Origin of the sequence: Curtobacterium sp. PsM8 (genome assembly GCF_030433875.1) — a bacterium.
Taxonomy (GTDB): Bacteria; Actinomycetota; Actinomycetes; order Actinomycetales; family Microbacteriaceae; genus Curtobacterium.
Genome location: NZ_JARUXD010000011.1, coordinates 50,758 through 73,009 on the forward strand (window position 1 = coordinate 50,758; position 22,252 = coordinate 73,009).

A 22,252-nucleotide genomic window follows, 5' to 3' on the forward strand; every position below is an offset into this window, starting at 1 on the left:
CCGCGATCCCCGACGCCGCCGGCATGTACGACCCGGCGAACGAGAAGGACGCCTGCGGTCTCGCCATGGTGGCGACGCTCCGCGGGACGCCCGGGCACGACATCGTCGACGCCGCCCTCGGCGCGCTCCGCAACCTCGAGCACCGCGGTGCGGTCGGGTCCGACGCCGGGACCGGTGACGGCGCCGGCATCCTCTGCCAGGTGCCGGACGCGTTCTTCCGCGACGTGGTCGACTTCGACCTGCCGGACGCCGGGCAGTACGCCGTGGGCACCGCCTACCTGCCGCTCGACGCCGACGCGCGCGCGGACGCCAAGGCCGCGGTCGAGCAGCTCGCCGTCGCCGAGGGGCTCCGTGTCCTGGGCTGGCGCGAGGTGCCGGTCCGGCCCGAGGTCCTCGGCACGCTCGCCCGCGCCGCGATGCCCGCCTTCGAGCAGGTCTTCGTCGCGTCGACCCACCACGACGAGCACGGTGCGCTCCGCTCGGGCATCGAACTCGACCGCCAGGCCTTCCGACTTCGGAAGCGCGCGGAACAGGGCACTGAGCTGTACTTCATGTCGCTGTCCAGCCGCACCATGGTCTACAAGGGCATGGTCACGACGCTGCAGCTCGAGCCCTTCTACCCGGACCTCAGCGACGAGCGCTTCGCGTCCCGCCTGGCCATCGTGCACTCGCGGTACTCCACGAACACGTTCCCGTCGTGGCCGCTCGCGCAGCCGTTCCGCTCGCTCGCGCACAACGGCGAGATCAACACCGTCCGCGGCAACCGCAACTGGATGCGAGCGCGGCAGTCGCAGCTCGAGAGCGAACTGCTCGGTGACATGGCGCCGCTGCTGCCGATCGTCAGCCCCGGTGCGAGCGACTCGGCCTCGTTCGACGAGGTCCTGGAACTCCTGACGCTGACCGGCCGGTCCTTGCCGCACGCGATGTCGATGATGGTGCCCGAGGCCTGGGAGAACCAGACCGACATGGACCCCGAGCTCCGGGCGTTCTACGAGTACCACTCGATGCTCATGGAGCCGTGGGACGGCCCGGCCGCGATCACCTTCACCGACGGCACGCTCGTCGGCGCGACGCTCGACCGCAACGGGCTGCGTCCCGGTCGCTTCCTGGTCACCGACGACGGCCTCATCGTGATGGGCAGCGAGACCGGTGTCATCGACGTGCCCGCCGCGAAGGTCGTCCGCAAGGGGCGTCTCCGTCCGGGCCGGATGTTCCTGGTGGACACCGAGAACGGCCGGATCATCGAGGACGACGAGGTCAAGCGCGACCTGGCGACCTCGGGCCCGTGGACCGAGTGGCTCGAGTCCGGCCGCATCAACCTCAACGACCTGCCGGATCGCGAGCACATCGTGCACACCCCGGCCTCGGTCACCCGTCGTCAGCGGGCGTTCGGGTACACCGAGGAGGAGGTCCGTGTCCTGCTGCGTCCGATGGCGCAGACCGGGGCCGAGCCGCTCGGTGCGATGGGCTCCGACACCCCGATCGCGGTGCTGTCGCAGCGCCCGCGCCTGCTGTTCGACTACTTCACGCAGCAGTTCGCGCAGGTCACCAACCCGCCGCTCGACTCGATCCGCGAGCAGGTCATCACGTCGATGGGTCTCGGTCTCGGGCCGGAGCGCAACCTCCTGAGCGCCGGACCCGAGCACGCGAAGCAGATCGTCCTCGACTTCCCGGTGATCGACAACGACGAGCTGGCGAAGGTCCAGCACTTCGAGACGGCGTCCGGTCGGCACCTGAGCGTGACGATCCGTGGGCTCTACCGGGTCGACGCCGGCGAGACGGCGATGGAGCAGCGCCTCCAGGCCGTCTGTGACGAGGTCGACGCGGCCATCGAGTCGGGGAAGCAGTTCATCGTCCTGTCGGACCGCGACGGCAACGCCGAGAGCGCGCCGATCCCGAGCCTGCTGCTGCTCGCCGCCGTGCACCACCACCTGATCCGCACCGAGCAGCGCATGAAGGTCGGCCTGATCGTCGAGGCCGGCGACGTGCGCGAGGTGCACCACGTGGCGACCCTGATCGGGTACGGCGCTTCGGCGATCAACCCGTACCTGGCGATGGAGACGTGCGAGAACCTCGTGCGCTCCGGCATGATCACCGGGCTCACCCCGGAGCAGGCCGTCAAGAACGTCATCAAGGCGCTCGGCAAGGGCGTCCTGAAGATCATGTCGAAGATGGGCATCTCCACGGTGTCGAGCTACGCCGGCGCGCAGGCGTTCGAGGCGGTCGGGCTCAGCCAGGAGTTCGTCGACCGGTACTTCACCGGCACGTCGTCGATCCTCGGCGGGGTCGGCGTCGACGTGATCGCGGCCGAGAACGCCGAACGTCACGCCCAGGCGTACCCGCAGGACGGCGCGGTGCTCTCCCACGAGCGTCTGCAGACCGGCGGCGAGTACCAGTGGCGCCGCGAAGGACCGCCGCACCTGTTCAACCCGGACACCGTCTTCCGCCTGCAGCACGCCACCCGTGCCCGCCGGTACGACGTGTTCCGCGAGTACTCGAAGGCGGTCGACGACCAGTCCGAGCAGCTGATGACGCTGCGCGGCCTGTTCGGCTTCACCGCGGGCGACCGCACCCCGGTGCCGCTGGACGAGGTCGAGCCGATCGCCGAGATCGTGAAGCGCTTCAACACCGGTGCGATGTCCTACGGGTCCATCTCACAGGAGGCGCACGAGACCCTCGCGATCGCGATGAACCGTCTCGGTGCGCGGTCGAACACGGGCGAGGGCGGCGAGGACGTCGAGCGACTGCTCGACCCCGAGCGGCGCAGCGCGATCAAGCAGGTCGCCTCCGGGCGGTTCGGCGTGACGAGCATGTACCTCACGCACGCCACCGACATCCAGCTGAAGATGGCGCAGGGCGCGAAGCCCGGCGAGGGTGGTCAGCTGCCCCCGCAGAAGGTGTACCCGTGGGTCGCCCGCACCCGCCACGCCACCGCGGGCGTCGGCCTCATCTCGCCGCCGCCGCACCACGACATCTACTCCATCGAGGACCTCAAGCAGCTGATCTTCGACGTCAAGCGCGCCAACCCCTCGGCCCGCGTGCACGTCAAGCTCGTCAGCCAGTCCGGCATCGGCGCGGTCGCAGCCGGCGTGACGAAGGCCCTGGCCGACGTGGTGCTCGTCTCCGGTCACGACGGGGGCACCGGCGCCAGCCCGCTGAACTCCTTGAAGCACGCCGGCACACCATGGGAGATCGGTCTCGCCGAGACGCAGCAAACGCTCATGCTCAACGGCATGCGCGACCGCGTCACGGTGCAGGTCGACGGGCAGATGAAGACCGGTCGCGACGTCGTCGTGGCCGCCCTGCTCGGCGCCGAGGAGTACGGCTTCGCCACCGCCCCGCTGGTGGTCGAGGGCTGCATCCTGATGCGCGTCTGCCACCTCGACACCTGCCCGGTGGGCGTCGCGACGCAGAACCCGGAGCTCCGCAAGCGCTTCTCCGGCAAGCCGGAGTTCGTCGTGAACTTCTTCGAGTTCATCGCGCAGGAGGTCCGCGAGCTCCTCGCCGAGCTCGGCTTCCGCAGCCTCGACGAGGCGATCGGTCACGCCGACGCCCTCGACGTCGACCGCGCGGTGGAGCACTGGAAGGCTTCGGGGCTCGACCTCGCGCCGGTGCTCAAGGGACCGGAGTTCGCCCCCGACGAGCCGCGCAGCCGCCGCCGGGCCCAGGACCACGAGCTCGAGCAGCACTTCGACGTTCGACTCATCGCCGAGGCGTCCGACGTGCTCGAGCACGGCGGCACGCTGACGCTCGACCTGCCGATCCGCAACACGGAGCGCGCGGTCGGCACGATGCTCGGGCACGAGGTCACCCTCCGGCACGGCGAGCACGGCCTGCCGACCGGCTCGATCGACATCACGCTGCGTGGGTCGGCCGGCCAGTCGCTCGGCGCGTTCCTGCCGGCGGGCATCACGCTCCGTCTGATCGGCGACAGCAACGACTACGTCGGCAAGGGCCTGTCCGGTGGCGAGATCGTCGTCCGTCCGGCGGAGGACGTCGGGTTCGACCCGGCCGAGAACGTCATCGCCGGCAACGTCATCGGCTACGGCGCGACCCAGGGCAGCATGTTCATCCGCGGCATCGTGGGGGAGCGCTTCCTGGTCCGCAACTCCGGCGCGACCGCGGTCGTCGAGGGCGTGGGCGACCACGCGCTCGAGTACATGACCGGTGGGCTCGCGCTCATCCTCGGCGAGACCGGCCGGAACCTCGGCGCCGGCATGTCGGGAGGCACGGCGTACGTCCGCGGGCTCCGGCACGAACTCGTCAACACCGACGCGCTGGCCTCCGGCGAGCTCCGCCTGGAGCCGCTGGACAGCGCCGACGTGGAGATCGTCACCGACCTGCTCCGCCGGCACGCCGACGAGACCGGTTCGACGATCGCCGCCGGTCTGCTCGACTCGGGCGACCTGTCCGAGTTCGTCAAGGTGCTGCCGCGCGACTACGCGGCCGTGCTCGAGTTGCGTCGCCAGGCCGTCGACGAGGGCCTCGACCCGGACGGCACCGTCGTCTGGAACCGCATCCTGGAGGTCACCGGTGGCTGACCGCACTCGCTCTCCCCACTCCCGCTCGACCCGCTCGACCCGCACCCAGGAGGTGACCCGTGGCTGACCCCAAGGGGTTCCTGAAGGTCCAGGAACGTGAACTGCCGCCCCGCCGCCCCGTGCCGGTCCGCCTCATGGACTGGAAAGAGGTCTACGAGCAGCAGGAGTCCGGTGCGCTGAAGCGTCAGGCCGGTCGTTGCATGGACTGTGGCGTGCCGTTCTGCCACCAGGGGTGCCCGCTCGGCAACCTGATCCCGGAGTGGAACGACCTCACCTGGCGCGGCGAGGGTCGTCAGGCCATCGAGCGGCTACACGCGACGAACAACTTCCCGGAGTTCACCGGTCGCCTCTGCCCGGCCCCGTGTGAGGCCTCCTGCGTGCTGGGGATCAACCAGCCGCCGGTGACCATCAAGCAGGTCGAGGTGTCGATCATCGACGACGCGTTCCAGAACGGGTGGGTCACCCCGCACCCGCCGGAGCGCCTGACGGGCAAGACCGTCGCCGTCGTCGGGTCCGGTCCTGCCGGCCTGGCCGCCGCGCAGCAGCTCACCCGTGCCGGCCACACCGTCGCCGTCTACGAGCGTGACGACCGCATCGGTGGGCTGCTCCGCTACGGGATCCCGGACTTCAAGATGGAGAAGCGGCAGATCGACGCCCGCCTCGCCCAGATGCAGGCCGAGGGCACCCGCTTCCGCGCCGGCGTCGAGATCGGCCGGGACATCACCTGGGACGACCTGAAGTCCCGCTACGACGCGGTCGTCGTCGCCACCGGCGCCACGGTGCCGCGCGACCTGCCGATCCCGGGCCGCGATCTCTCCGGCGTGCACTTCGCGATGGACTACCTCGTCCAGCAGAACCGCGCGAACGCCGGCACGGTCGTCGACAACCAGATCAGCGCCGAGGGCAAGCACGTCGTCGTGATCGGCGGCGGTGACACCGGTGCGGACTGCATCGGCACCGCCCACCGGCAGGGCGCGCTCAGCGTGACGAACCTGGCGATCGGCAACCAGCCGCCGCTCGAGCGTCCGTCGGAGCAGCCCTGGCCGATGTTCCCGACCGTCTACGAGGTCACGAGCGCCCACGAGGAGGGCGGGGAGCGCATGTTCCTCGCGTCCACGGTCGAGTTCCTGGCCAACGAGGCCGGTGAGGTCCGCGCCCTGCGCGTGGCCGAGACCGAGTACCTCGACGGCCGTCGTGTCCCCAAGGCCGGCACCGAGCGGGAGATCCCGGCGGACCTGGTACTCATCGCGCTGGGCTTCACCGGTCCCGAGACCGACACACTCGAGCCGCAGCTCGGTCTGCCGACGAGCGTCTCGGGTGTGGTCAGCCGCCAGGCCGACTACACGACCAACGAGCCGGGCGTCTTCGTCGCCGGTGACGCCGGTCGCGGTCAGTCCCTGATCGTCTGGGCGATCGCCGAGGGCCGCGCCGCTGCCTCGAAGGTGGACGAGTACCTCGAGGGCTCGACGATCCTGCCGGCCCCGGTCAAGGCGACGGACCGGGCGATCTCGGTCTGATGGTCCCCTCCCCGTAGACGAGAGGCCACCCGCACTCGATAGGGTGCTGGTGGCCTCTCGTCGTTCCCGAAGCCACACCACCACACGAAGGAATCCATTGAGACGCGCAAAGATCGTTTCGACGCTCGGACCTGCCACCGCCGACTACGAGGTCGTCAAGCAGATCATCCAGGCCGGGGTCGACGTGGCCCGCCTGAACCTCAGCCACGGTGACTACAGCGTGCACGAGGCCAACTACGTCAACGTCCGTCGTGCCGCCGAGGAGCTCGGCAAGCCCGTCGCGATCCTCGTCGACCTGCAGGGTCCGAAGATCCGTCTCGCGAAGTTCGCGGACGGCCCCCACGAGCTGGCCGTCGGTGATGAGTTCACCATCACGACCGAGGACATCCCCGGCACGAAGGACGTCTGCGGCACGACGTTCAAGGGCCTGCCGCAGGACGTCAAGCCCGGTGACCCGCTGCTCATCGACGACGGCCGGGTCCGGCTGCGCGTCCTCGACACCGACGGTGTGCGCGTGCGCACCGAGGTCGTCGTCGGCGGCACCGTCTCGAACAACAAGGGCATCAACCTCCCCGGCGTGGCGGTGAACGTCCCCGCCCTCAGCGAGAAGGACGAGGCCGACCTCCGCTGGGGCATCCGCATCGGTGCGGACCTCATCGCGCTGTCGTTCGTCCGCAACGCCTCGGACGTCGTCCGGGCCCACGAGATCATGGACGAAGAGGGCAAGCGCCTCCCCGTGATCGCCAAGGTCGAGAAGCCCCAGGCCGTCGACGCGCTCGAGGAGATCATCGATGCCTTCGACAGCATCATGGTCGCCCGTGGTGACCTCGGCGTCGAGCTGCCGCTCGAGGCGGTCCCGATCGTGCAGAAGCGCGCGGTCGAGCTGTCCCGCCGGATGGCCAAGCCGGTCATCGTCGCGACGCAGATGCTCGAGTCGATGATCTCCTCGCCGATCCCGACGCGCGCCGAGACCTCCGACGTCGCGAACGCCGTCCTCGACGGTGCCGACGCGGTCATGCTGTCCGGCGAGACGAGCGTCGGTGACTACCCGATCGAGACGGTCCGCACCATGGCCCGCATCGTCGAGTCGACCGAGGACCACGGCCTCGAGCGCATCGCCCCGCTCGGCACGAAGCCACGCACCCTCGGCGGTGCGATCACCCTCGCCGCCGTCGAGATCGCCGAGTTCACCGAGGCGTCCTACCTCTGCGTGTTCACCGAGTCCGGCGACTCCGCTCGCCGGATGTCGCGCCTCCGCCACGGCCTGCCGATCATCGCGTTCACGCCGAACGAGGCCACTCGCCGCCGTCTGGCGCTGACGTGGGGTGTGCGTTCCTTCCTGGTCGACCGGAAGACGCACACCGACGAGTTGTTCTCGCAGGTCGACGACGTCCTCATCGGCAACGGGCTCGCCATCCCCGGCGACCGCGTGATCGTCACGGCGGGTTCCCCTCCCGGACTCGAGGGCTCGACGAACGACCTCCGGGTGCACCGCGTCGGCGACGCGCACGCCCAGGCCGCTCCGGCGTACGTCCGCGACTGACCCAGCGTCACGATCGGAGCGTCACGATCCGAGGCCGTCACCCACTCCGGGTGGCGGCCTCGTGTCGTGCAGACGTCCGGTCCGGACGGCCGGGAGGCCCGGGGTGCGTTCCGGACGCGGCCTGCGTCGGTAGCGTGGTCCCGTCCCGACCGACCGATCACGCGAGGAGCGTCGCATGGGTGACCCGAGCCTCCAGTCCGACAGCACGCGTTCTCGGGCCGATGTCCAGCGGTGGCGCCGCTACCTGGCGGACGAGCGTGCCGAGGCGGCGGTCTACCGGAACCTCTCGACGCGACGGAGCGGCGAGGAACGCGAGATCCTCGCGGCGCTGGCCGAGGCGGAGGGCCGCCACGAACAGCACTGGCGCGACCTGCTCGGCGACGACGTCGGCCGGCCGCTCGCGGGCAGCCTGCGGACCCGTGTGCTCGCCGCGCTGGCGAAGCGGTTCGGTTCGGTGTTCGTGCTCGCGCTCATGCAGCGTGCCGAGGACCGCTCGCCGTACGCGGACGACGCCGACGCGACCCCGACGATGGCGGCCGACGAACGGATCCACGGCGAGGTGGTGCGTGGGCTCGCGAACCGTGGCCGGATGCGTCTGTCCGGGACCTTCCGGGCCGCGGTGTTCGGGGCGAACGACGGCCTGGTGTCGAACCTGGCGCTCATCATCGGCATCAGCGCCTCCGGAGCGGACCGGCACTTCGTCCTGCTCAGCGGTGTCGCGGGCCTCCTCGCCGGCGCGCTGTCGATGGGCGCGGGGGAGTACGTGTCGGTGCGGTCCCAGCGGGAGCTGCTCGAGGCCTCGACGCCGCACCCCGAGGCGCAGCACGCGGTCGCCGACCTCGACGTCGACGCCAACGAACTCGCCCTGGTCTACCGGGCGCGGGGGATGACCGAGGACGAGGCCGCCGCGCACGCGGACGAGGTCATCGCCGCGCTGCTCGCCGCGCCGACCACCGGGGGTCTCCCCGTCGTCCGGTCGCGGTCGGCGCTGCCACGCCCGGGCGTCACGGACGACGCGGACGACCACGAGGCGATCGGTACCGGCACCAGCGCGGCACTCTCGAGCTTCTGCTTCTTCGCCTCCGGCGCGGTGATCCCGGTGCTGCCCTACCTGTTCGGGCTCGAGGGGTGGCCGGCGATCGGTCTGGCGGCCGCCCTGGTCGGTCTCGCCCTGCTCGGGACCGGTGCCGTCGTCGGTGTCCTGAGCGGTGCCTCGCCGCTGCGGCGCGCTCTGCGGCAACTCGGCATCGGGTTCGGGGCCGCGGCCGTGACCTACCTGCTCGGGCTGCTCTTCGGGACGAGCACGGGCTGACGCGGACCCGCGGGCCCCGTCGCGCTCAGCGGCGGGCGGCGGCGCGGGCCGGCAGGAGCAGCAGTGCTGCGCTGCCGACCCCGACGAGCGCGATGCCCGCCAGGACCGTGAACACCTCGAGCGCCGTCGTCGGGGCGAGGAGCACGGCCGTGCCGCAGAGCAGCGAGAGCACGCCGCTGACGACGGTCGGCCCGCGTGAGGACCCGGGATGCCCGACCAGGGCACCGACGAGGGCCGCGACCCCCTCGATCAGGAAGGCGAGGCCGCCGAGGACCGCGTAGACGACGAGCGGCACCGCGGGGTCGAGCAACGTCACGAGTCCGGCGAGGCCGACGAGGGTGCCGACCACGCCCGAGGTCCAGCGCCAGGTGGCTGGCGTGCCGTGTCCACGCGCCGCCGCGAATACCCGCATCGCGCCCGCGACCACCAGGTAGACGCCGAAGAGCAGCGCGACGAGGACGAGGGTCGGTCGTGGCCAGACGACGGCGACGACGCCGGCGGTCACCGCGACCACGGCGGTGACGACGACGAACGCGCGGAACGTGCGGACGGCACGAGAGTCCACGGGGCTCCTCCCTGACAGGTCAGCCGGACCTCCGACCGTACCGTGACCGGGCGTCGCGCGCCGCGATGGGGCGGCGCGGGACGGCGACCTGGCCGGAACCTGCGGTCCGGGGCGCTGCTGCTACGCTGGCACCGCTCGCGAGTGTGGTGGAATGGTAGACACGGGGCACTCAAAATGCTCTGCCTCTGGCGTGCGGGTTCGAGTCCCGCCACTCGTACTGATCTGGAGTCGCTCCGGCGACCGGCCGGGTTGCCGCGGTCGGATCGAGCGTCTAGTAGGCTCTCCGTCGTGAGTGACACAGAAGCAACCGCAGCAGCACCCCGTCGCGTCGTCGTCGCCGAGGACGAGTCGCTCATCCGCCTCGACATCGTCGAGATCCTCCGCGACAACGGGTTCGACGTGGTCGGTGAAGCCGGCGACGGTGAGACCGCGGTGCAGCTCGCGACCGACCTGCGTCCCGACCTCGTCATCATGGACGTCAAGATGCCGCAGCTCGACGGCATCTCCGCAGCCGAGAAGCTGTCGAAGAACCACATCGCGCCGGTCGTCCTCCTCACGGCGTTCAGCCAGAAGGAGCTCGTCGAGCGCGCGACCGAGGCCGGCGCGCTGGCCTACGTCGTGAAGCCGTTCACCCCGAACGACCTGCTCCCCGCGATCGAGATCGCCCTCTCGCGGTACCAGCAGATCATCACGCTCGAGGCCGAGGTCGCCGACCTGGTCGAGCGCTTCGAGACGCGCAAGCTCGTCGACCGGGCCAAGGGCCTGCTCAACGAGAAGATGGGCCTCACCGAGCCCGAGGCGTTCCGCTGGATCCAGAAGGCGTCGATGGACCGCCGTCTGACCATGCACGACGTCGCCAAGGCGATCATCGAGCAGCTCAGCGCCAAGAAGTAAGCCGTCGTACGGCGACCCGTCGTCCAGCACGACCCGGCCACGTGGCAGGGTGAGGGCATGGACGACGTGGTGATCCGGGCCTCCCGACCGGCCGACCTGCCGACGGTGGCCGACCTCCGCTGGCGGTGGAGTGTCGACGAAGGCGGCGCCGTGCCAGCGGTGTCCGCCGCGGACTTCCGGGACGCGATGGCGGCGTTCGCAGCCGACCACCCGGAGAGTCACCGCTGCGTGGTCGCGGAGCGGGACGGCGTCGTGCTCGGCATGGGCTGGCTCGCGCTGACGGACCGGCCGCCGACGCCGGACCGACCCGGCCGTCGCGTGACGGGTGACGTGCAGACGGTCTACGTGCACCCGGACCTCCGCGGACGCGGTGTCGCGGGACGGATCGTCACCGCGTTGCTCGAGCTCGCGGACGACGCCGGGGTGGAGCGGACCTCGGTGCACTCGAGTGTTGACGGCGAGACGCTCTACCGACGGCTCGGGTTCGGGGACACCCCGCTGCTGCTGCAACGACCGCCGGAGGCCTGATGCGCGGTGGCACTGACGCCCGATGTCGCTGATGCTCCGGGTCAGCGGGCGTCGCGGATGATGTTCGTGATGCGCACGGTCGAGCAGCGCCGACCCTCGTCGTCGGTCAGGACGATCTCGTGCGTGGTGAGCGTGCCACCGAGGTGGATGGCGGTGCAGGTGCCGGTGACGCGGCCGCTCGTGGCGCTCCGGGTGTGCGACGCGCTCAGTTCGATGCCGACGGCGTAGCGCCCGGGGCCGGCGTGGATGTTCGCCGCCATCGACCCGAGGCTCTCGGCCAGGACGACGTACGCGCCACCGTGCAGCAGGCCGGCGGGCTGTCGGTTGCCCTCGACGGGGATGGACGCGACGGCCCGGTCGGCGCCGAGTTCGGTGACGACCATGCCCATCTTGTCGGCGAGCTGGCCCATCCCGCGGGCGAGGTACTCGGCGACTGCCGCCGGGGGACCCTGGACGCCCTGGCTGTCCTGGACGGTCTGTTCGTCGGTCACGTCGCGTCGGCCTTCCGCGTGGTCGCTCTGCCAGGACCGGGGCCGCACCCTGTCGGGGGCCGTCGGTAGGCTGTCCGGGTGTCGGACTCCGCAAAGCCTACCCTCATGGTCATCGACGGCCATTCGCTCGCCTTCCGGGCCTTCTACGCGCTGCCGGTCGACAGCTTCGTGAACCGCGAGGGGCAGCACACGAACGCCATCCACGGGTTCATCTCGATGCTGCTCATGCTGCTGCAGCGCGAGAAGCCGACGCACCTGGCCGTCGCGTTCGACATCTCGCGGTTCTCGTTCCGCACGCGGGAGTACGCCGAGTACAAGGGCACCCGCTCCGAGACGCCGGCCGAGTTCAAGGGCCAGATCCCGCTGCTGCAGCAGGCGCTCGAGGCGATGGGCATCACCACCGTCACGAAGGAGGACTTCGAGGCGGACGACATCCTCGCGACCCTCTCGAAGCAGGGCGCCGACCAGGGCTTCCAGGTCTACGTCGTGTCGGGTGACCGCGACTCGATCCAGCTCGTCAACGACGACGTCACGCTGCTCTACCCGTCGGTCCGCGGCGTGTCCGAACTGACCCGCTACGACCGCGACAAGGTGTACGAGCGCTACGGCATCGAACCGCACCAGTACCCGGACATCGCGGCGCTGGTGGGGGAGACCAGCGACAACCTGATCGGCATCGACAAGGTCGGCGAGAAGACCGCGGTGAAGTGGGTCACCCAGTACGGCTCGCTCGACGGGGTGCTCGAGCACGCCGACGAGATCAAGGGCGTCGTCGGCAACAACCTCCGCGAGCAGCGAGATCGGGCGATCCGGAACCGCCGCCTGAACCGCCTGGTGACCGACGTCGAGCTGCCGGTCGGCCCCGCCGACGTCGCCCTCCGTCCGGTCGACGAGGCCGCGGTGCGTGAACTCTTCGCCACGCTGCAGTTCCGCACCCTGCTCGACCGGGTGTTCAAGGTCGTCGGCAGCGGCGAACCGACCGATCCGTCGACGACGGACGGCAGCGTCGAGGACGCCGGCCCGACCCCGCCGCCGGTGAAGACCCTGATCGACGAGGAACTCGGCCACTGGCTGGAGCGGAAGTCGGCCGCCGACGCCGAGAACGGCTTCGGTGTCGCGGTGGAGGTCATCGACGGCCGCCTCAGCGCCATCGGCATCGCCACGCACGACGACGCCGTGCTGGTGCCCGGCGGCAGCGGAGCGCAGGACTACGAGCAGCTCTCGGCCTGGTTCGCCTCGGACGCCCCGAAGCACTTCCACGACGCCAAGGCCGCGATCAAGGCGCTCGGCACGGCGGGCTTCACCGTCGCCGGGATCGCCGGTGACGCCCGCATCACCGGCTGGCTCGCGAACCCCGGCAAGCAGGGCCAGCCCCTCGCCGACCTCGTCTACCAGGAGCTCGGCGAGGAACTGCCCACGGCGGACCCGAACCAGCTGGTGCCGGAGACCGACCCGGTGAACGTCGGCGTGCACGCCTGGTACGTCCTCCGCGTGGTCACGGCGCTCCGGGCCCGCGTCGACCCGAGCTCGCTCACGGTGCTCGACGACATCGAACTGCCGCTGACGTCGGTGCTCGCCCGGATGGAGACGACCGGCGTCGGGATCGACCGGCCGGTGCTGACCGGGCTCTCGCACGAGCTGGGGGAGCGCGCCGCGGACCTCGCCCAGCAGGCCTTCGCCGAGATCGGGCACGAGGTCAACCTCGGGTCGCCGAAGCAGCTGCAGGAAGTGCTCTTCACCGAGCTCGCGATGCCGAAGACCCGCAAGACGAAGACCGGCTTCTCGACCGATGCCGCGAGCCTCACCGACCTGCAGGAGCAGCACCCGCACCCGTTCCTCGGCCTGCTGCTGCAGCACCGCGACGCCACGAAGCTCCGCCAGATCGTCGACACCCTCGACGCCGCCGTGGTCGACGGCCGGATCCACACCCGGTACGAGCAGACCGGCACGAGCACCGGCCGGGTGTCCTCGACCGACCCGAACCTGCAGAACATCCCGGTGAAGACCGCCGTCGGTCGCCGCATCCGGTCGGCCTTCGCGGTCGCCGAGCCGTACACGACGCTCCTCACTGCCGACTACTCGCAGATCGAGATGCGGATCATGGCGCACCTGTCGGGTGACGCCGGGCTGATCCAGGCCTTCAACGAGGGCGAGGACCTGCACCGCTTCGTCGGCGCCCGGGTCTTCGGCGTCGAGCCGTCGGACGTCAGTCCGGAGATGCGCACCAAGGTCAAGGCGATGTCCTACGGCCTGGCCTACGGGCTCAGTGCGTTCGGGCTGTCGAAGCAGCTCCGCATCGAGCAGAGCGAAGCCCGCACCCTGATGACCGAGTACTTCGCCCGCTTCGGCGCGGTCCGCGACTACCTCCGGAACGTCGTCGAGCAGGCCCGCGAAGACGGCTACACCGAGACGATCTTCGGTCGTCGTCGGCCGTTCCCGGACCTGAAGAGCCCGAACCGGGTGCTCCGCGAGAACGCCGAGCGTGCCGCGCTGAACGCCCCGATCCAGGGCTCGGCCGCCGACATCATGAAGATCGCGATGCTCGGCGTCGACGCGGACCTCCGTGACGGCGGCCTCGGCTCGCGGCTGCTCCTGCAGGTGCACGACGAACTGATCCTCGAGATCGCACCGGGGGAGCAGGACCGGGTCGAGGAGATCCTCCGCACCCGCATGGGCGGCGCGGCCGAGCTGACCGTCCCGCTCGACGTCTCGGTCGGGCTCGGCACGAACTGGGAGGCGGCGGCGCACTGAGCGCGGCGGCACCCGCGGGAGCGGCGGGGCGGTGTGTGCTGGTGGGTGAGGTCGTGCTGGCGGGGATGCTCGGGCCGGTGGGTAGGGTCGGTCTCATGAGCGATGACCGTCCCGTCCGTCAGCCGTCCGCCGTCGACCAGGTCGCCGAGCAGTGGGTCACCACGCTCGTGGATCTCGACCCGACCGTCGCCACGTACATCGGCGTACCGGGGCGGACGGACGGGTACGGCGACACGTCGCCGGCAGGCGCCGCGACCCTGGCCGACGCCGCTCGTGCCGCCCGCCGGGCGCTCGACGCCGCCGACGCGCAGGACGACGTCGACCGGGTGACGAAGACCGACCTCGGTGCGGAGCTCGACCTGACCGTCGAGTCGTACGAGCGGAAGCTGCACCTCCGCGACCTCAACGTGATCCAGAGCCCGGCGCAGTCGCTCCGTGACGTCCTCGACCTGATGCCGACGGCGACGGCGGAGGACTGGCAGGACGTGGCCGGCCGTCTGCAGGCGCTGCCGGAGGCCCTGGAGGGATACCGCGAGACGCTGCTCGAGGGCACCCGTGAGGGCGTGACCGCGGCGAAGCGCCAGGTCGAGCTGATCGCCGAGCAGGCCGCCCGGAACGGCGCGCCCGACGGGTTCTTCCGTCAGCTCGCCGAGGGCGCCGCACTCGAGGGCGGGGCGCCGGTCCCCGAGCAGCTGCGCGCCGAGCTGACCCGCGGGGCCGAGGTCGCCGCGGCCGCCTACCGGTCGTTCGGCGCGTTCCTGGAGCACGACGTGCTGCCGCTCTCGACCCCGGTGGACGCCGTCGGCCGTGACGACTACGCGCTGCACTCCCGCCGGTTCCTCGGCGCCGTCGTCGACCTGGACGAGACGTACGAGTGGGGCATCGAGGAACTCGCGCGGATGCGCGACGAGCAGGAGCGCATCGCCGACCGCATCGAGTCCGGGGCGAGCGTCGCCCGGGCGATCGAGGTGCTGGACGCCGACCCGGCGCGCGTGCTGCACGGCACCGACGCGCTCCGCGCCTGGATGCAGGAGACCAGCGACGAGTCGATCCGCGCGATGGACGGTCGCTACTTCGAAATCGCGGACCCGATCAAGCGCCTGGAGTGCCGGATCGCCCCGACGCAGGAGGGCGGGATCTACTACACCGGTCCGTCCGACGACTTCTCGCGCGCCGGCCGCATGTGGTGGTCCGTCCCGCAGGGCGTCACCGAGTTCGGCACCTGGCGGGAGAAGACGACGGTCTACCACGAGGGCGTCCCGGGCCACCACCTGCAGATCAGCCAGGCGGTCTACAACCGCGGCGAGCTGAACACCTGGCGCCGACAGCTGGCCGGACCGTCCGGGCACGTCGAGGGCTGGGCGCTGTACGCCGAGCGCCTGATGGAGCAGCTCGGGTTCCTGGACGACGACGGCGACCGTCTGGGCATGCTCGACGGTCAGCGGATGCGGGCCGCCCGCGTGGTGCTCGACATCGGTGTGCACCTGCAGAAGACCAACCCGGACGGCGGCGGCTGGACGTGGGAGTACGCCCTCGACTTCATGGGGCAGAACGTGAACATGGACCCGGCGTTCGTGCAGTTCGAGGTCGCGCGGTACTTCGGGTGGCCGGGGCAGGCGCCGTCGTACAAGGTCGGGCAGCGCGTCTGGGAGTCGATCCGGGACGACGTGGCGGCTCGTGAGGGGGCGGCGTTCGACCTCAAGGCCTTCCACCACCGGGCCCTCGCGCTCGGTGGCGTCGGTCTCGACACCCTGCGGAGTGCGCTCGTCGGCTGAGCCGACACGCCCGGTTGTGGGCGTCCCTCCCGCTGGATAGACTTGTGCGGCGCAATCCGCGCCAACAACACTCATCGCCATGGTGGCTCGCACCGGTCGTCCGACCGGCTCGCGGACCGGGGGTCGCTCCCTCGCCGCCACGGCCCGACTCATGTCCGTTCGGAGCAATCTCTACATGACAACCACCACGACCAAGGCTCCCAAGCAGGTCGCCATCAACGACATCGGCTCGGCTGATGACTTCCTGGCCGAGGTCGAGAAGACCCTGAAGTTCTTCAACGACGGAGACCTCATCTCCGGCACCGTCGTGAAGATCGACCGCGACGAGGTCCTCCTCGACGTCGGGTACAAGACCGAGGGTGTCATCCCCTCGCGCGAGCTCTCGATCAAGCACGACGTCGACCCCAACGAGGTCGTCAACGTCGGTGACGAGGTCGAGGCCCTGGTCCTCCAGAAGGAGGACAAGGAAGGCCGCCTGATCCTGTCGAAGAAGCGTGCACAGTACGAGCGTGCATGGGGCGACGTCGAGAAGATCAAGGAGTCCGACGGCGTCGTGACCGGTACGGTCATCGAGGTCGTCAAGGGCGGTCTGATCGTCGACATCGGCCTCCGCGGCTTCCTCCCGGCCTCGCTCATCGAGCTGCGCCGTGTCCGCGACCTGACGCCGTACCTCGGTCAGGAGCTCGAGGCGAAGATCCTCGAACTCGACAAGAACCGCAACAACGTGGTCCTCTCGCGCCGCGCCCTGCTCGAGCAGACGCAGTCCGAGTCGCGCACCACCTTCCTGAACAACCTCCACAAGGGCCAGGTCCGCAAGGGCGTCGTCTCGTCGATCGTCAACTTCGGTGCGTTCGTCGACCTCGGCGGCGTCGACGGCCTCGTCCACGTCTCCGAGCTCAGCTGGAAGCACATCGAGCACGCCAGCGAGGTCGTCGAGGTCGGTCAGGAAGTCACCGTCGAGATCCTCGAAGTGGACCTGGACCGCGAGCGCGTGTCGCTCTCGCTCAAGGCCACCCAGGAAGACCCGTGGCAGGTCTTCGCCCGCACCCACGCGATCGGTCAGATCGCGCCGGGCAAGGTCACGAAGCTCGTGCCGTTCGGTGCCTTCGTCCGCGTCGCGGACGGCATCGAGGGCCTGGTGCACATCTCGGAGCTCTCGAACAAGCACGTCGAGCTCGCCGAGCAGGTCGTGTCCGTGGGCGACGAGGTCTTCGTCAAGATCATCGACATCGACCTCGACCGTCGCCGCATCTCGCTCAGCCTCAAGCAGGCCAACGAGGGCGTCGACCCGGAGAGCACCGAGTTCGACCCGGCGCTCTACGGCATGCCGACCGAGTACGACGACAAGGGCGACTACAAGTACCCCGAGGGCTTCGACCCGGAGACCAACGAGTGGCTCGAGGGCTACGACACCCAGCGCACCGAGTGGGAGGGCCAGTACGCGGCCGCCCAGGCGCGTTGGGAGGCCCACAAGGCCCAGGTCGCCAAGTCCCTCACCGAAGAGGCGCAGGGTGGCTTCGACCTCCCGGCCGCCGCTTCGACGTTCACGAGCGAGGCAACCGGAGCCGGCACCCTCGCCGACGACGCGTCCCTCGCAGCGCTGCGCGAGAAGCTCAGCAACAGCTGAACGGATGTGACCGGGTGAGCTGATCACCCGTCGCATCGACCGAGAGCCCGGTCCTGATCGTCCCCCAGGGGACGACCGGGGCCGGGCTCTTCGGCGTCGTGCGGCTCGCCGCGACGGCGATCTCGGCTGGGAGCATTCGTGGAGCAGTCCGTGCGACGCTGTCGGGGTGCGCATCATCGGACTCACGGGCGGCATCGCCGCGGGCAAGTCGACCGTCTCGTCGCGGTTCGCGGAACACGGCGCGGTGGTCGTCGACGCCGACCGGCTCGCGCGCGACGCCGTGGCACCGGGCAGCCCGGGTCTGCAGGCGGTCCGGGAGCGCTTCGGCGACGCGGTGATCGCCCCGGACGGCAGTCTCGACCGGCCCGCTCTCGGTGCGGTCGTCTTCGCCGACCCGGAGGCACGCAGGGCCCTCGAAGGCATCACCCACCCGGAGGTCTGGCGCCTCGCACAGCAGCGCTTCGACGCCGCCGAGGCAGCCGACCCGGACGCCGTCGTCGTCTACGACGTGCCGTTGCTCGCTGAGGCCGAGGGCTCGCGGCCGCTCCGGTTCGACGCCGTCGTGGTCGTCGACGCCCCCGCCGCGGTGCGGATCGAGCGTCTCGTCGAGCACCGGGGGATGCGCCGTGAGGACGCCGAACGGCGGGTGGCGGCACAGGCTTCCGACGCCGACCGCCTCGCCCTCGCCGACCACGTCGTCGATGCGAACGGCACCCTCGAGCAGACGCTCCGCTCGGCCGACGAGGTCTGGGCGCGACTCGTCGGATGAGGGCGCACCACCGGCTACTCGTCGTCGCGGTCCTGGTCCTGGTCGCCATGGGCCTCGCCGCCCTCGTCGGGGCGAACGTCCTCGGCGGCCAGCGTGTCGCAGAGGGTGGTCGGCCGGCGCAACCCCACCGCACGCTGGAGCCCGGCGAGGCGCCGCACAGCGACTTCCACCGTTTCCGGCTCGGTGCGATCGACGGCGAGCGGCTGGCCCCGAACCGCGACGACTTCGCCGCCCGGACCTCGCCGAGCGGCCCGCTGCTGCTGTTCCTGCCGGCCACCCGGGCGAAGCCTGCCGACTACCAGCGGTTCCTCACCACGGCGCTCGACGACGGCTACCACGTGCTCGGGCTCGACTACTGGAACCTCGGCAAGACCCTGTCCGGCACCTGCGAGGCCGACGCCCGCTGCTACGGCCAGGTCCAGCGGAACCGGTTCGACGGCACGCGGGGTTCGGCACTCAGCGACGTCAGCCCGGCGGGGTCGATCGTGTCACGCTTCCGCGACGCCGTGGCGCACCTGGACGACGTCGACCCCGCCGGCGGCTGGGGCCGGTTCGTGCACTCCGACGAGGACATCCAGTGGCAGGACATCGTCGTCGCCGGACACTCGCAGGGCGGCGGGGAGGCCGCGTACATCGCCCACATCCGGCCGGTGCTCGGGGCGCTGATGTTCTCGTCACCCGTCGAGTCGGTCGGTCCGGTGCACGCCGCGTGGATGGACCACCCCGGCCAGACCCCGGTGAGCCGGATGTACGCACTGGACGACGTCCGCGACGAGTTCGGCTCGCGGATCACCGGCTCCTGGTCGGCGATGGGGCTCGACGACGACCGACGGGACGAGGGCCCGGGCGGCACCCTCGGAGCGGGCGACTCCCTCGGCTCGGCGGGAACCGGCGGACCCTGGCGGACCGACACCGAGCCCCCACCACCGGGCGCGGACCCGCACGCGATCCTCACGGACCTGCCGGTGGGCAACCCGCACTGGGCGCACTCGCGGATCATCAAGGACTCGACACCGCTCGACGAGCACGGCGACCCGCGGATGCTCCGGATCTGGCAGTGGATGCTGCACCGGTTCCCGACTCCTGCCGTTCCCTCCGGACGGTCATAGCCAGCGGAAATACGATGAGTCGGTGCAGCATGACGGTGAACACCCCGCACCCGACCTCAAGGCGGTCGCCCGCGACGAGACGACCCTCGCGGCGCTCATCCGGCAGCGTGCCGAGCAGACCCCGGACCACGTCTACCTCGAGGACGCCCGCTCCGACCGGACGCTGACGTACGGCGGTCTCGACGCTGCAGTCACCGCGTGGTCCCGGACGTTCGACGCGATCGGTGCCCCGGCCTCCGGTGGTGTCCTGGTCGACGTGGGGGACCCGATCGCCTTAGCCGTCGTGCACCTCGCCGCGATCGCCTCCGGGCGGCGCTCCGTGCCGGTCGACACCGGGCAGCCGCCATCGGAACCCGCACGGCTCGCGGCGCTCCTCGGCGGCGCATCGATGGTCGTGTCGGACCGTGCGCCAGCCGGAACAGCCGGAACAGCCGGAACAGCCGGACCAGCCGGAACGGCCGGGACCGCCGGGGCCCCTGGCGTCGACCGTGCCGACGCGACCGTCCCCGGATCGCCCACGGCCGGCGTCGACCCGGCCACGGGCCTCCCGATCGGGGTCCGCGACGGCGACGTCCCGGACGCGCCGACCGACGGACCGGGCGAGGGCTCCGTCGTGCTCTTCACCTCCGGGTCGACCGGGACGCCGAAGGGCGTGGAGCTGCCGGAGTCGCAGCTCCGGTTCGTGGCGCACGCGATCGCCCGGCACAACGGGCTGACCGCCGAGGACCGTGGCTTCAACTCGCTGCCGCTCTTCCACGTCAACGCCGAGGTGGTGGGCCTCGCCGCCACCCTGGTGGCCGGAGCGACGCTGGTGCTCGACCGCCGGTTCCGTCGGACCGGGTTCTGGGAACTGCTCGCGGCCCGCCGGGTGACCTGGCTGAACGCCGTGCCCGCGGTCCTGGCGGTCCTGGCGAAGACCGGGCCGCTGCAGCCGCCGGCGTCGCTGCGGTTCGTCCGGAGCGCCTCGGCACCGCTGCCGGACCCGGTGCGCGCCGCCCTCGGGGACCTGCCGCTCGTGGTGAGCTGGGGCATGACCGAGGGCGCCAGCCAGATCACCGCGACACCCCTCGACGCCCCGGCCCGGCCGGGCAGCGTCGGACTGCCCGTCGGCTCCGAGGTGCAGGTGCGCGGCGAGGACGGCGCCCTCCTGCCGGCCGGCGAGATCGGTGCCCTCTGGGTGCGCGGTCCGGGCATCGTCCGCTCGTACCTGGGCGGCCGGGCGGCGGACCGTTTCGACGCCGACGGCTGGCTGTCCACCGGCGACCTCGGGTCCGTTGCCGACGACGGCTGGGTGTCGCTCGCCGGGCGGTCCGACGACGTCATCAACCGCGGCGGTGAGAAGGTCTACCCGTCCGAGGTCGAGGACGTCCTGCTCCGCGATCCCCGCGTGCTCGAAGCGGTCGTGGTGGGTCGGCCGGACGAGGTGCTCGGTGCCGTCCCGGTGGCGTACGTCATCCCGCAGGCGGACGCCGACACCGACGGACTCGTCGCCGACCTGACCGCCCTGGCCGAGTCCGCCCTGACCCGGTTCCGCCGGCCGGCCGAGATCTCCGTCGTCCCCGACCTGCCGCGGGCACCGACCGGCAAGGTGCAGCGTGCCCGCGTCCGAGCGATGACCGAGTCCCGGTGAGCGCCACCACCGACACGCCCGGCGTGCAGACCCCGACCCGCACGGCGTCCGGCAAGCCGCGGCACCTGTACGAGGTCGACGTCCTCCGCATCCTCACGTTCGCGTGCGTCATCGGCGTGCACACCACGAGCCACACCATCGCCGCCGACGACGTCCCGCTGAACGCCCTGCTCGGGCTGCTGCACTTCACCCGGCTGGTGTTCTTCTCGCTCACCGCGTTCGTGCTCGTCTACAGCTGGTCGCTCCGACCGCGCCCGCTCGCGCAGTTCTGGCCGCGCCGGTTCCTGCTCGTCGGCGTGCCCTACCTGGCGTGGTCGTTCGTGTACGTCGCCGCGTCCTGGCTGGCCAGCTCGTCGACCCGGGGAGACGTGCCGGCGCTGGTCACGACCGCCGCCGAGGGGATCGTCACCGGGACGTCCTGGTACCACCTCTACTTCCTGCTCGTGACGATGCAGGTGTACCTGCTGCTGCCGGTGATCATCTGGCTGGTCCGGGTCACCCGGCGGCACCACGTCACGGTGCTGGTCGTCGCGTTCCTGCTGCAGCTCGCCGTGTTCGCCGCCTACAAGTACTGGCCGCACTCGATCGACTGGCTGCACGGGTACCAGAAGCAGTTCTTCTTCTCGTACGTGTTCTTCATCGTCTCCGGGGCGGTGGCCGCAGACCACGCCGACCCGTTCCTCCGCTTCATCCGCGAGCACCGCCGCGCCGTCCTCTGGGCGTTCGCGGGCACCGGGGCGCTCACGCTCGGTGTGTGGTGGCTGCAGGTCGGCCTCGGCCAGTCGCTGTACGCCGCCGGCACCCCGCTGCAGCCCGTGCAGGTGCTGTGGAGCACCGCCGTCTTCGTCGGGTTCCTGGCGATCGGTGCGGCCTGGGCGGACCGCCGTCGGGCCGGCTCCGCCCTGGCGCGGGTCGTCGACTACGGCTCGGACCGGTCGTTCGGCATCTTCCTCAGCCACCCGTTCATGATCTGGGTCCTGCTGTACGGCGACAGCTGGCTCGAGTCGGCGGTGCCGAAGCCGTGGCTGACGCTCGCCACGTACGTGCTCGTGCTGGTGCTGTCGGTCGCGGTGACGGAGGCGTTCCGCTGGACGCCGCTCAGCGTGCCGCTGACCGGCCGGCCGTCGCGGGCGCGGCGGGTGCGCGCCTGACGACGGCCGGTGCGGACCGACGTGGGGCGCGCCTCCCGGACTAGAGGCC

Annotated in this window: 15 protein-coding genes and 1 tRNA gene; 14 read left to right on the forward strand and 2 right to left on the reverse strand. The window is 71.1% G+C overall.

The window, feature by feature from the left end:
* Nucleotides 1-23 precede the first annotated feature (23 nt).
* The 4 genes from gltB (at nt 24) to QCD68_RS04270 (ending at nt 8,913) form a co-directional block, all read left to right on the forward strand.
* Nucleotides 24-4,541 carry a glutamate synthase large subunit gene (gene gltB, locus QCD68_RS04255; RefSeq protein WP_301222141.1) on the forward strand — a complete coding sequence of 1,506 codons (4,518 nt, stop codon included), beginning with the start codon at nt 24-26 and terminating at the stop codon, nt 4,539-4,541.
* A gap of 59 nt (nt 4,542-4,600) precedes the next feature.
* A complete protein-coding gene (locus QCD68_RS04260; protein ID WP_253463208.1) occupies nt 4,601-6,058 on the forward strand; it encodes a glutamate synthase subunit beta in 1,458 nt (485 codons plus the stop codon).
* Between the two features lie 97 nt (nt 6,059-6,155).
* Complete coding sequence (gene pyk / locus QCD68_RS04265) at nt 6,156-7,601, forward strand: pyruvate kinase (protein WP_111073559.1); 1,446 nt, start codon at nt 6,156-6,158, stop codon at nt 7,599-7,601.
* Nucleotides 7,602-7,776: 175 nt separating this feature from the next.
* Complete coding sequence (locus tag QCD68_RS04270; RefSeq protein ID WP_301222132.1) at nt 7,777-8,913, forward strand: VIT1/CCC1 transporter family protein; 1,137 nt, start codon at nt 7,777-7,779, stop codon at nt 8,911-8,913.
* A 25-nt stretch (nt 8,914-8,938) separates the two neighbouring features.
* Here the strand turns inward: QCD68_RS04270 and QCD68_RS04275 are convergent, their stop codons facing one another.
* Nucleotides 8,939-9,478, reverse strand: coding sequence for an HdeD family acid-resistance protein (locus QCD68_RS04275; RefSeq protein WP_301222133.1), 540 nt, complete (start codon nt 9,476-9,478; stop codon nt 8,939-8,941).
* Nucleotides 9,479-9,615: 137 nt separating this feature from the next.
* Between QCD68_RS04275 and QCD68_RS04280 the strand changes: the two genes are divergently transcribed.
* The 3 genes from QCD68_RS04280 (at nt 9,616) to QCD68_RS04290 (ending at nt 10,900) form a co-directional block, all read left to right on the forward strand.
* A tRNA-Leu gene (locus QCD68_RS04280) sits at nt 9,616-9,695 on the forward strand.
* Between the two features lie 71 nt (nt 9,696-9,766).
* Nucleotides 9,767-10,372, forward strand: a complete 606-nt coding sequence (locus tag QCD68_RS04285; protein WP_110825040.1) for an ANTAR domain-containing response regulator — start codon at nt 9,767-9,769, stop codon at nt 10,370-10,372.
* 57 nt (nt 10,373-10,429) lie between these two features.
* Nucleotides 10,430-10,900 (forward strand): GNAT family N-acetyltransferase, encoded by a 471-nt coding sequence (locus QCD68_RS04290; RefSeq protein ID WP_301222134.1) that lies wholly within the window; start codon nt 10,430-10,432, stop codon nt 10,898-10,900.
* Between the two features lie 41 nt (nt 10,901-10,941).
* Here the strand turns inward: QCD68_RS04290 and QCD68_RS04295 are convergent, their stop codons facing one another.
* Complete coding sequence (locus QCD68_RS04295) at nt 10,942-11,310, reverse strand: PaaI family thioesterase (protein ID WP_166779355.1); 369 nt, start codon at nt 11,308-11,310, stop codon at nt 10,942-10,944.
* Nucleotides 11,311-11,469: 159 nt separating this feature from the next.
* Here QCD68_RS04295 and polA point away from each other — a divergent pair, with 159 nt between their 5' ends.
* From polA to QCD68_RS04330, 7 genes are all read left to right on the forward strand, one after another.
* The gene (gene polA, locus QCD68_RS04300; RefSeq protein WP_111073555.1) at nt 11,470-14,142 is read left to right on the forward strand and encodes a DNA polymerase I; all 2,673 of its coding nucleotides are present in this window, start codon (nt 11,470-11,472) and stop codon (nt 14,140-14,142) included.
* A gap of 95 nt (nt 14,143-14,237) precedes the next feature.
* Nucleotides 14,238-15,917, forward strand: coding sequence for a DUF885 domain-containing protein (locus tag QCD68_RS04305; protein ID WP_301222135.1), 1,680 nt, complete (start codon nt 14,238-14,240; stop codon nt 15,915-15,917).
* A gap of 175 nt (nt 15,918-16,092) precedes the next feature.
* Complete coding sequence (gene rpsA, locus QCD68_RS04310; protein WP_111073553.1) at nt 16,093-17,544, forward strand: 30S ribosomal protein S1; 1,452 nt, start codon at nt 16,093-16,095, stop codon at nt 17,542-17,544.
* A gap of 166 nt (nt 17,545-17,710) precedes the next feature.
* On the forward strand, nt 17,711-18,313 hold the full coding sequence (gene coaE, locus QCD68_RS04315) for a dephospho-CoA kinase (RefSeq protein WP_301222136.1): 603 nt from the start codon (nt 17,711-17,713) through the stop codon (nt 18,311-18,313).
* Nucleotides 18,310-19,422, forward strand: a complete 1,113-nt coding sequence (locus QCD68_RS04320) for a BPSS1187 family protein (RefSeq protein ID WP_301222137.1) — start codon at nt 18,310-18,312, stop codon at nt 19,420-19,422. The genes coaE and QCD68_RS04320 overlap by 4 nt, the downstream gene beginning before the upstream one ends.
* Before the next feature lie 22 nt (nt 19,423-19,444).
* Nucleotides 19,445-21,052 carry a class I adenylate-forming enzyme family protein gene (locus tag QCD68_RS04325; RefSeq protein WP_301222138.1) on the forward strand — a complete coding sequence of 536 codons (1,608 nt, stop codon included), beginning with the start codon at nt 19,445-19,447 and terminating at the stop codon, nt 21,050-21,052.
* Nucleotides 21,049-22,203, forward strand: a complete 1,155-nt coding sequence (locus QCD68_RS04330; protein ID WP_301222139.1) for an acyltransferase — start codon at nt 21,049-21,051, stop codon at nt 22,201-22,203. The genes QCD68_RS04325 and QCD68_RS04330 overlap by 4 nt, the downstream gene beginning before the upstream one ends.
* Nucleotides 22,204-22,252: the final 49 nt, after the last annotated feature.

Excerpts from the sequence above, each read along its gene's own strand:
- gltB (WP_301222141.1), top strand. The coding sequence starts at position 24 with ATGTACGACCCGGCGAACGAGAAGGACGCCTGCGGTCTCGCCATGGTG.
- QCD68_RS04270 (WP_301222132.1), top strand. The coding sequence starts at position 7,777 with ATGGGTGACCCGAGCCTCCAGTCCGACAGCACGCGTTCTCGGGCCGAT.
- QCD68_RS04290 (WP_301222134.1), top strand. The coding sequence starts at position 10,430 with ATGGACGACGTGGTGATCCGGGCCTCCCGACCGGCCGACCTGCCGACG.
- QCD68_RS04295 (WP_166779355.1), bottom strand. The coding sequence starts at position 11,310 with ATGGGCCAGCTCGCCGACAAGATGGGCATGGTCGTCACCGAACTCGGC.
- QCD68_RS04305 (WP_301222135.1), top strand. The coding sequence starts at position 14,238 with ATGAGCGATGACCGTCCCGTCCGTCAGCCGTCCGCCGTCGACCAGGTC.
- rpsA (WP_111073553.1), top strand. The coding sequence starts at position 16,093 with ATGACAACCACCACGACCAAGGCTCCCAAGCAGGTCGCCATCAACGAC.
- QCD68_RS04320 (WP_301222137.1), top strand. The coding sequence starts at position 18,310 with ATGAGGGCGCACCACCGGCTACTCGTCGTCGCGGTCCTGGTCCTGGTC.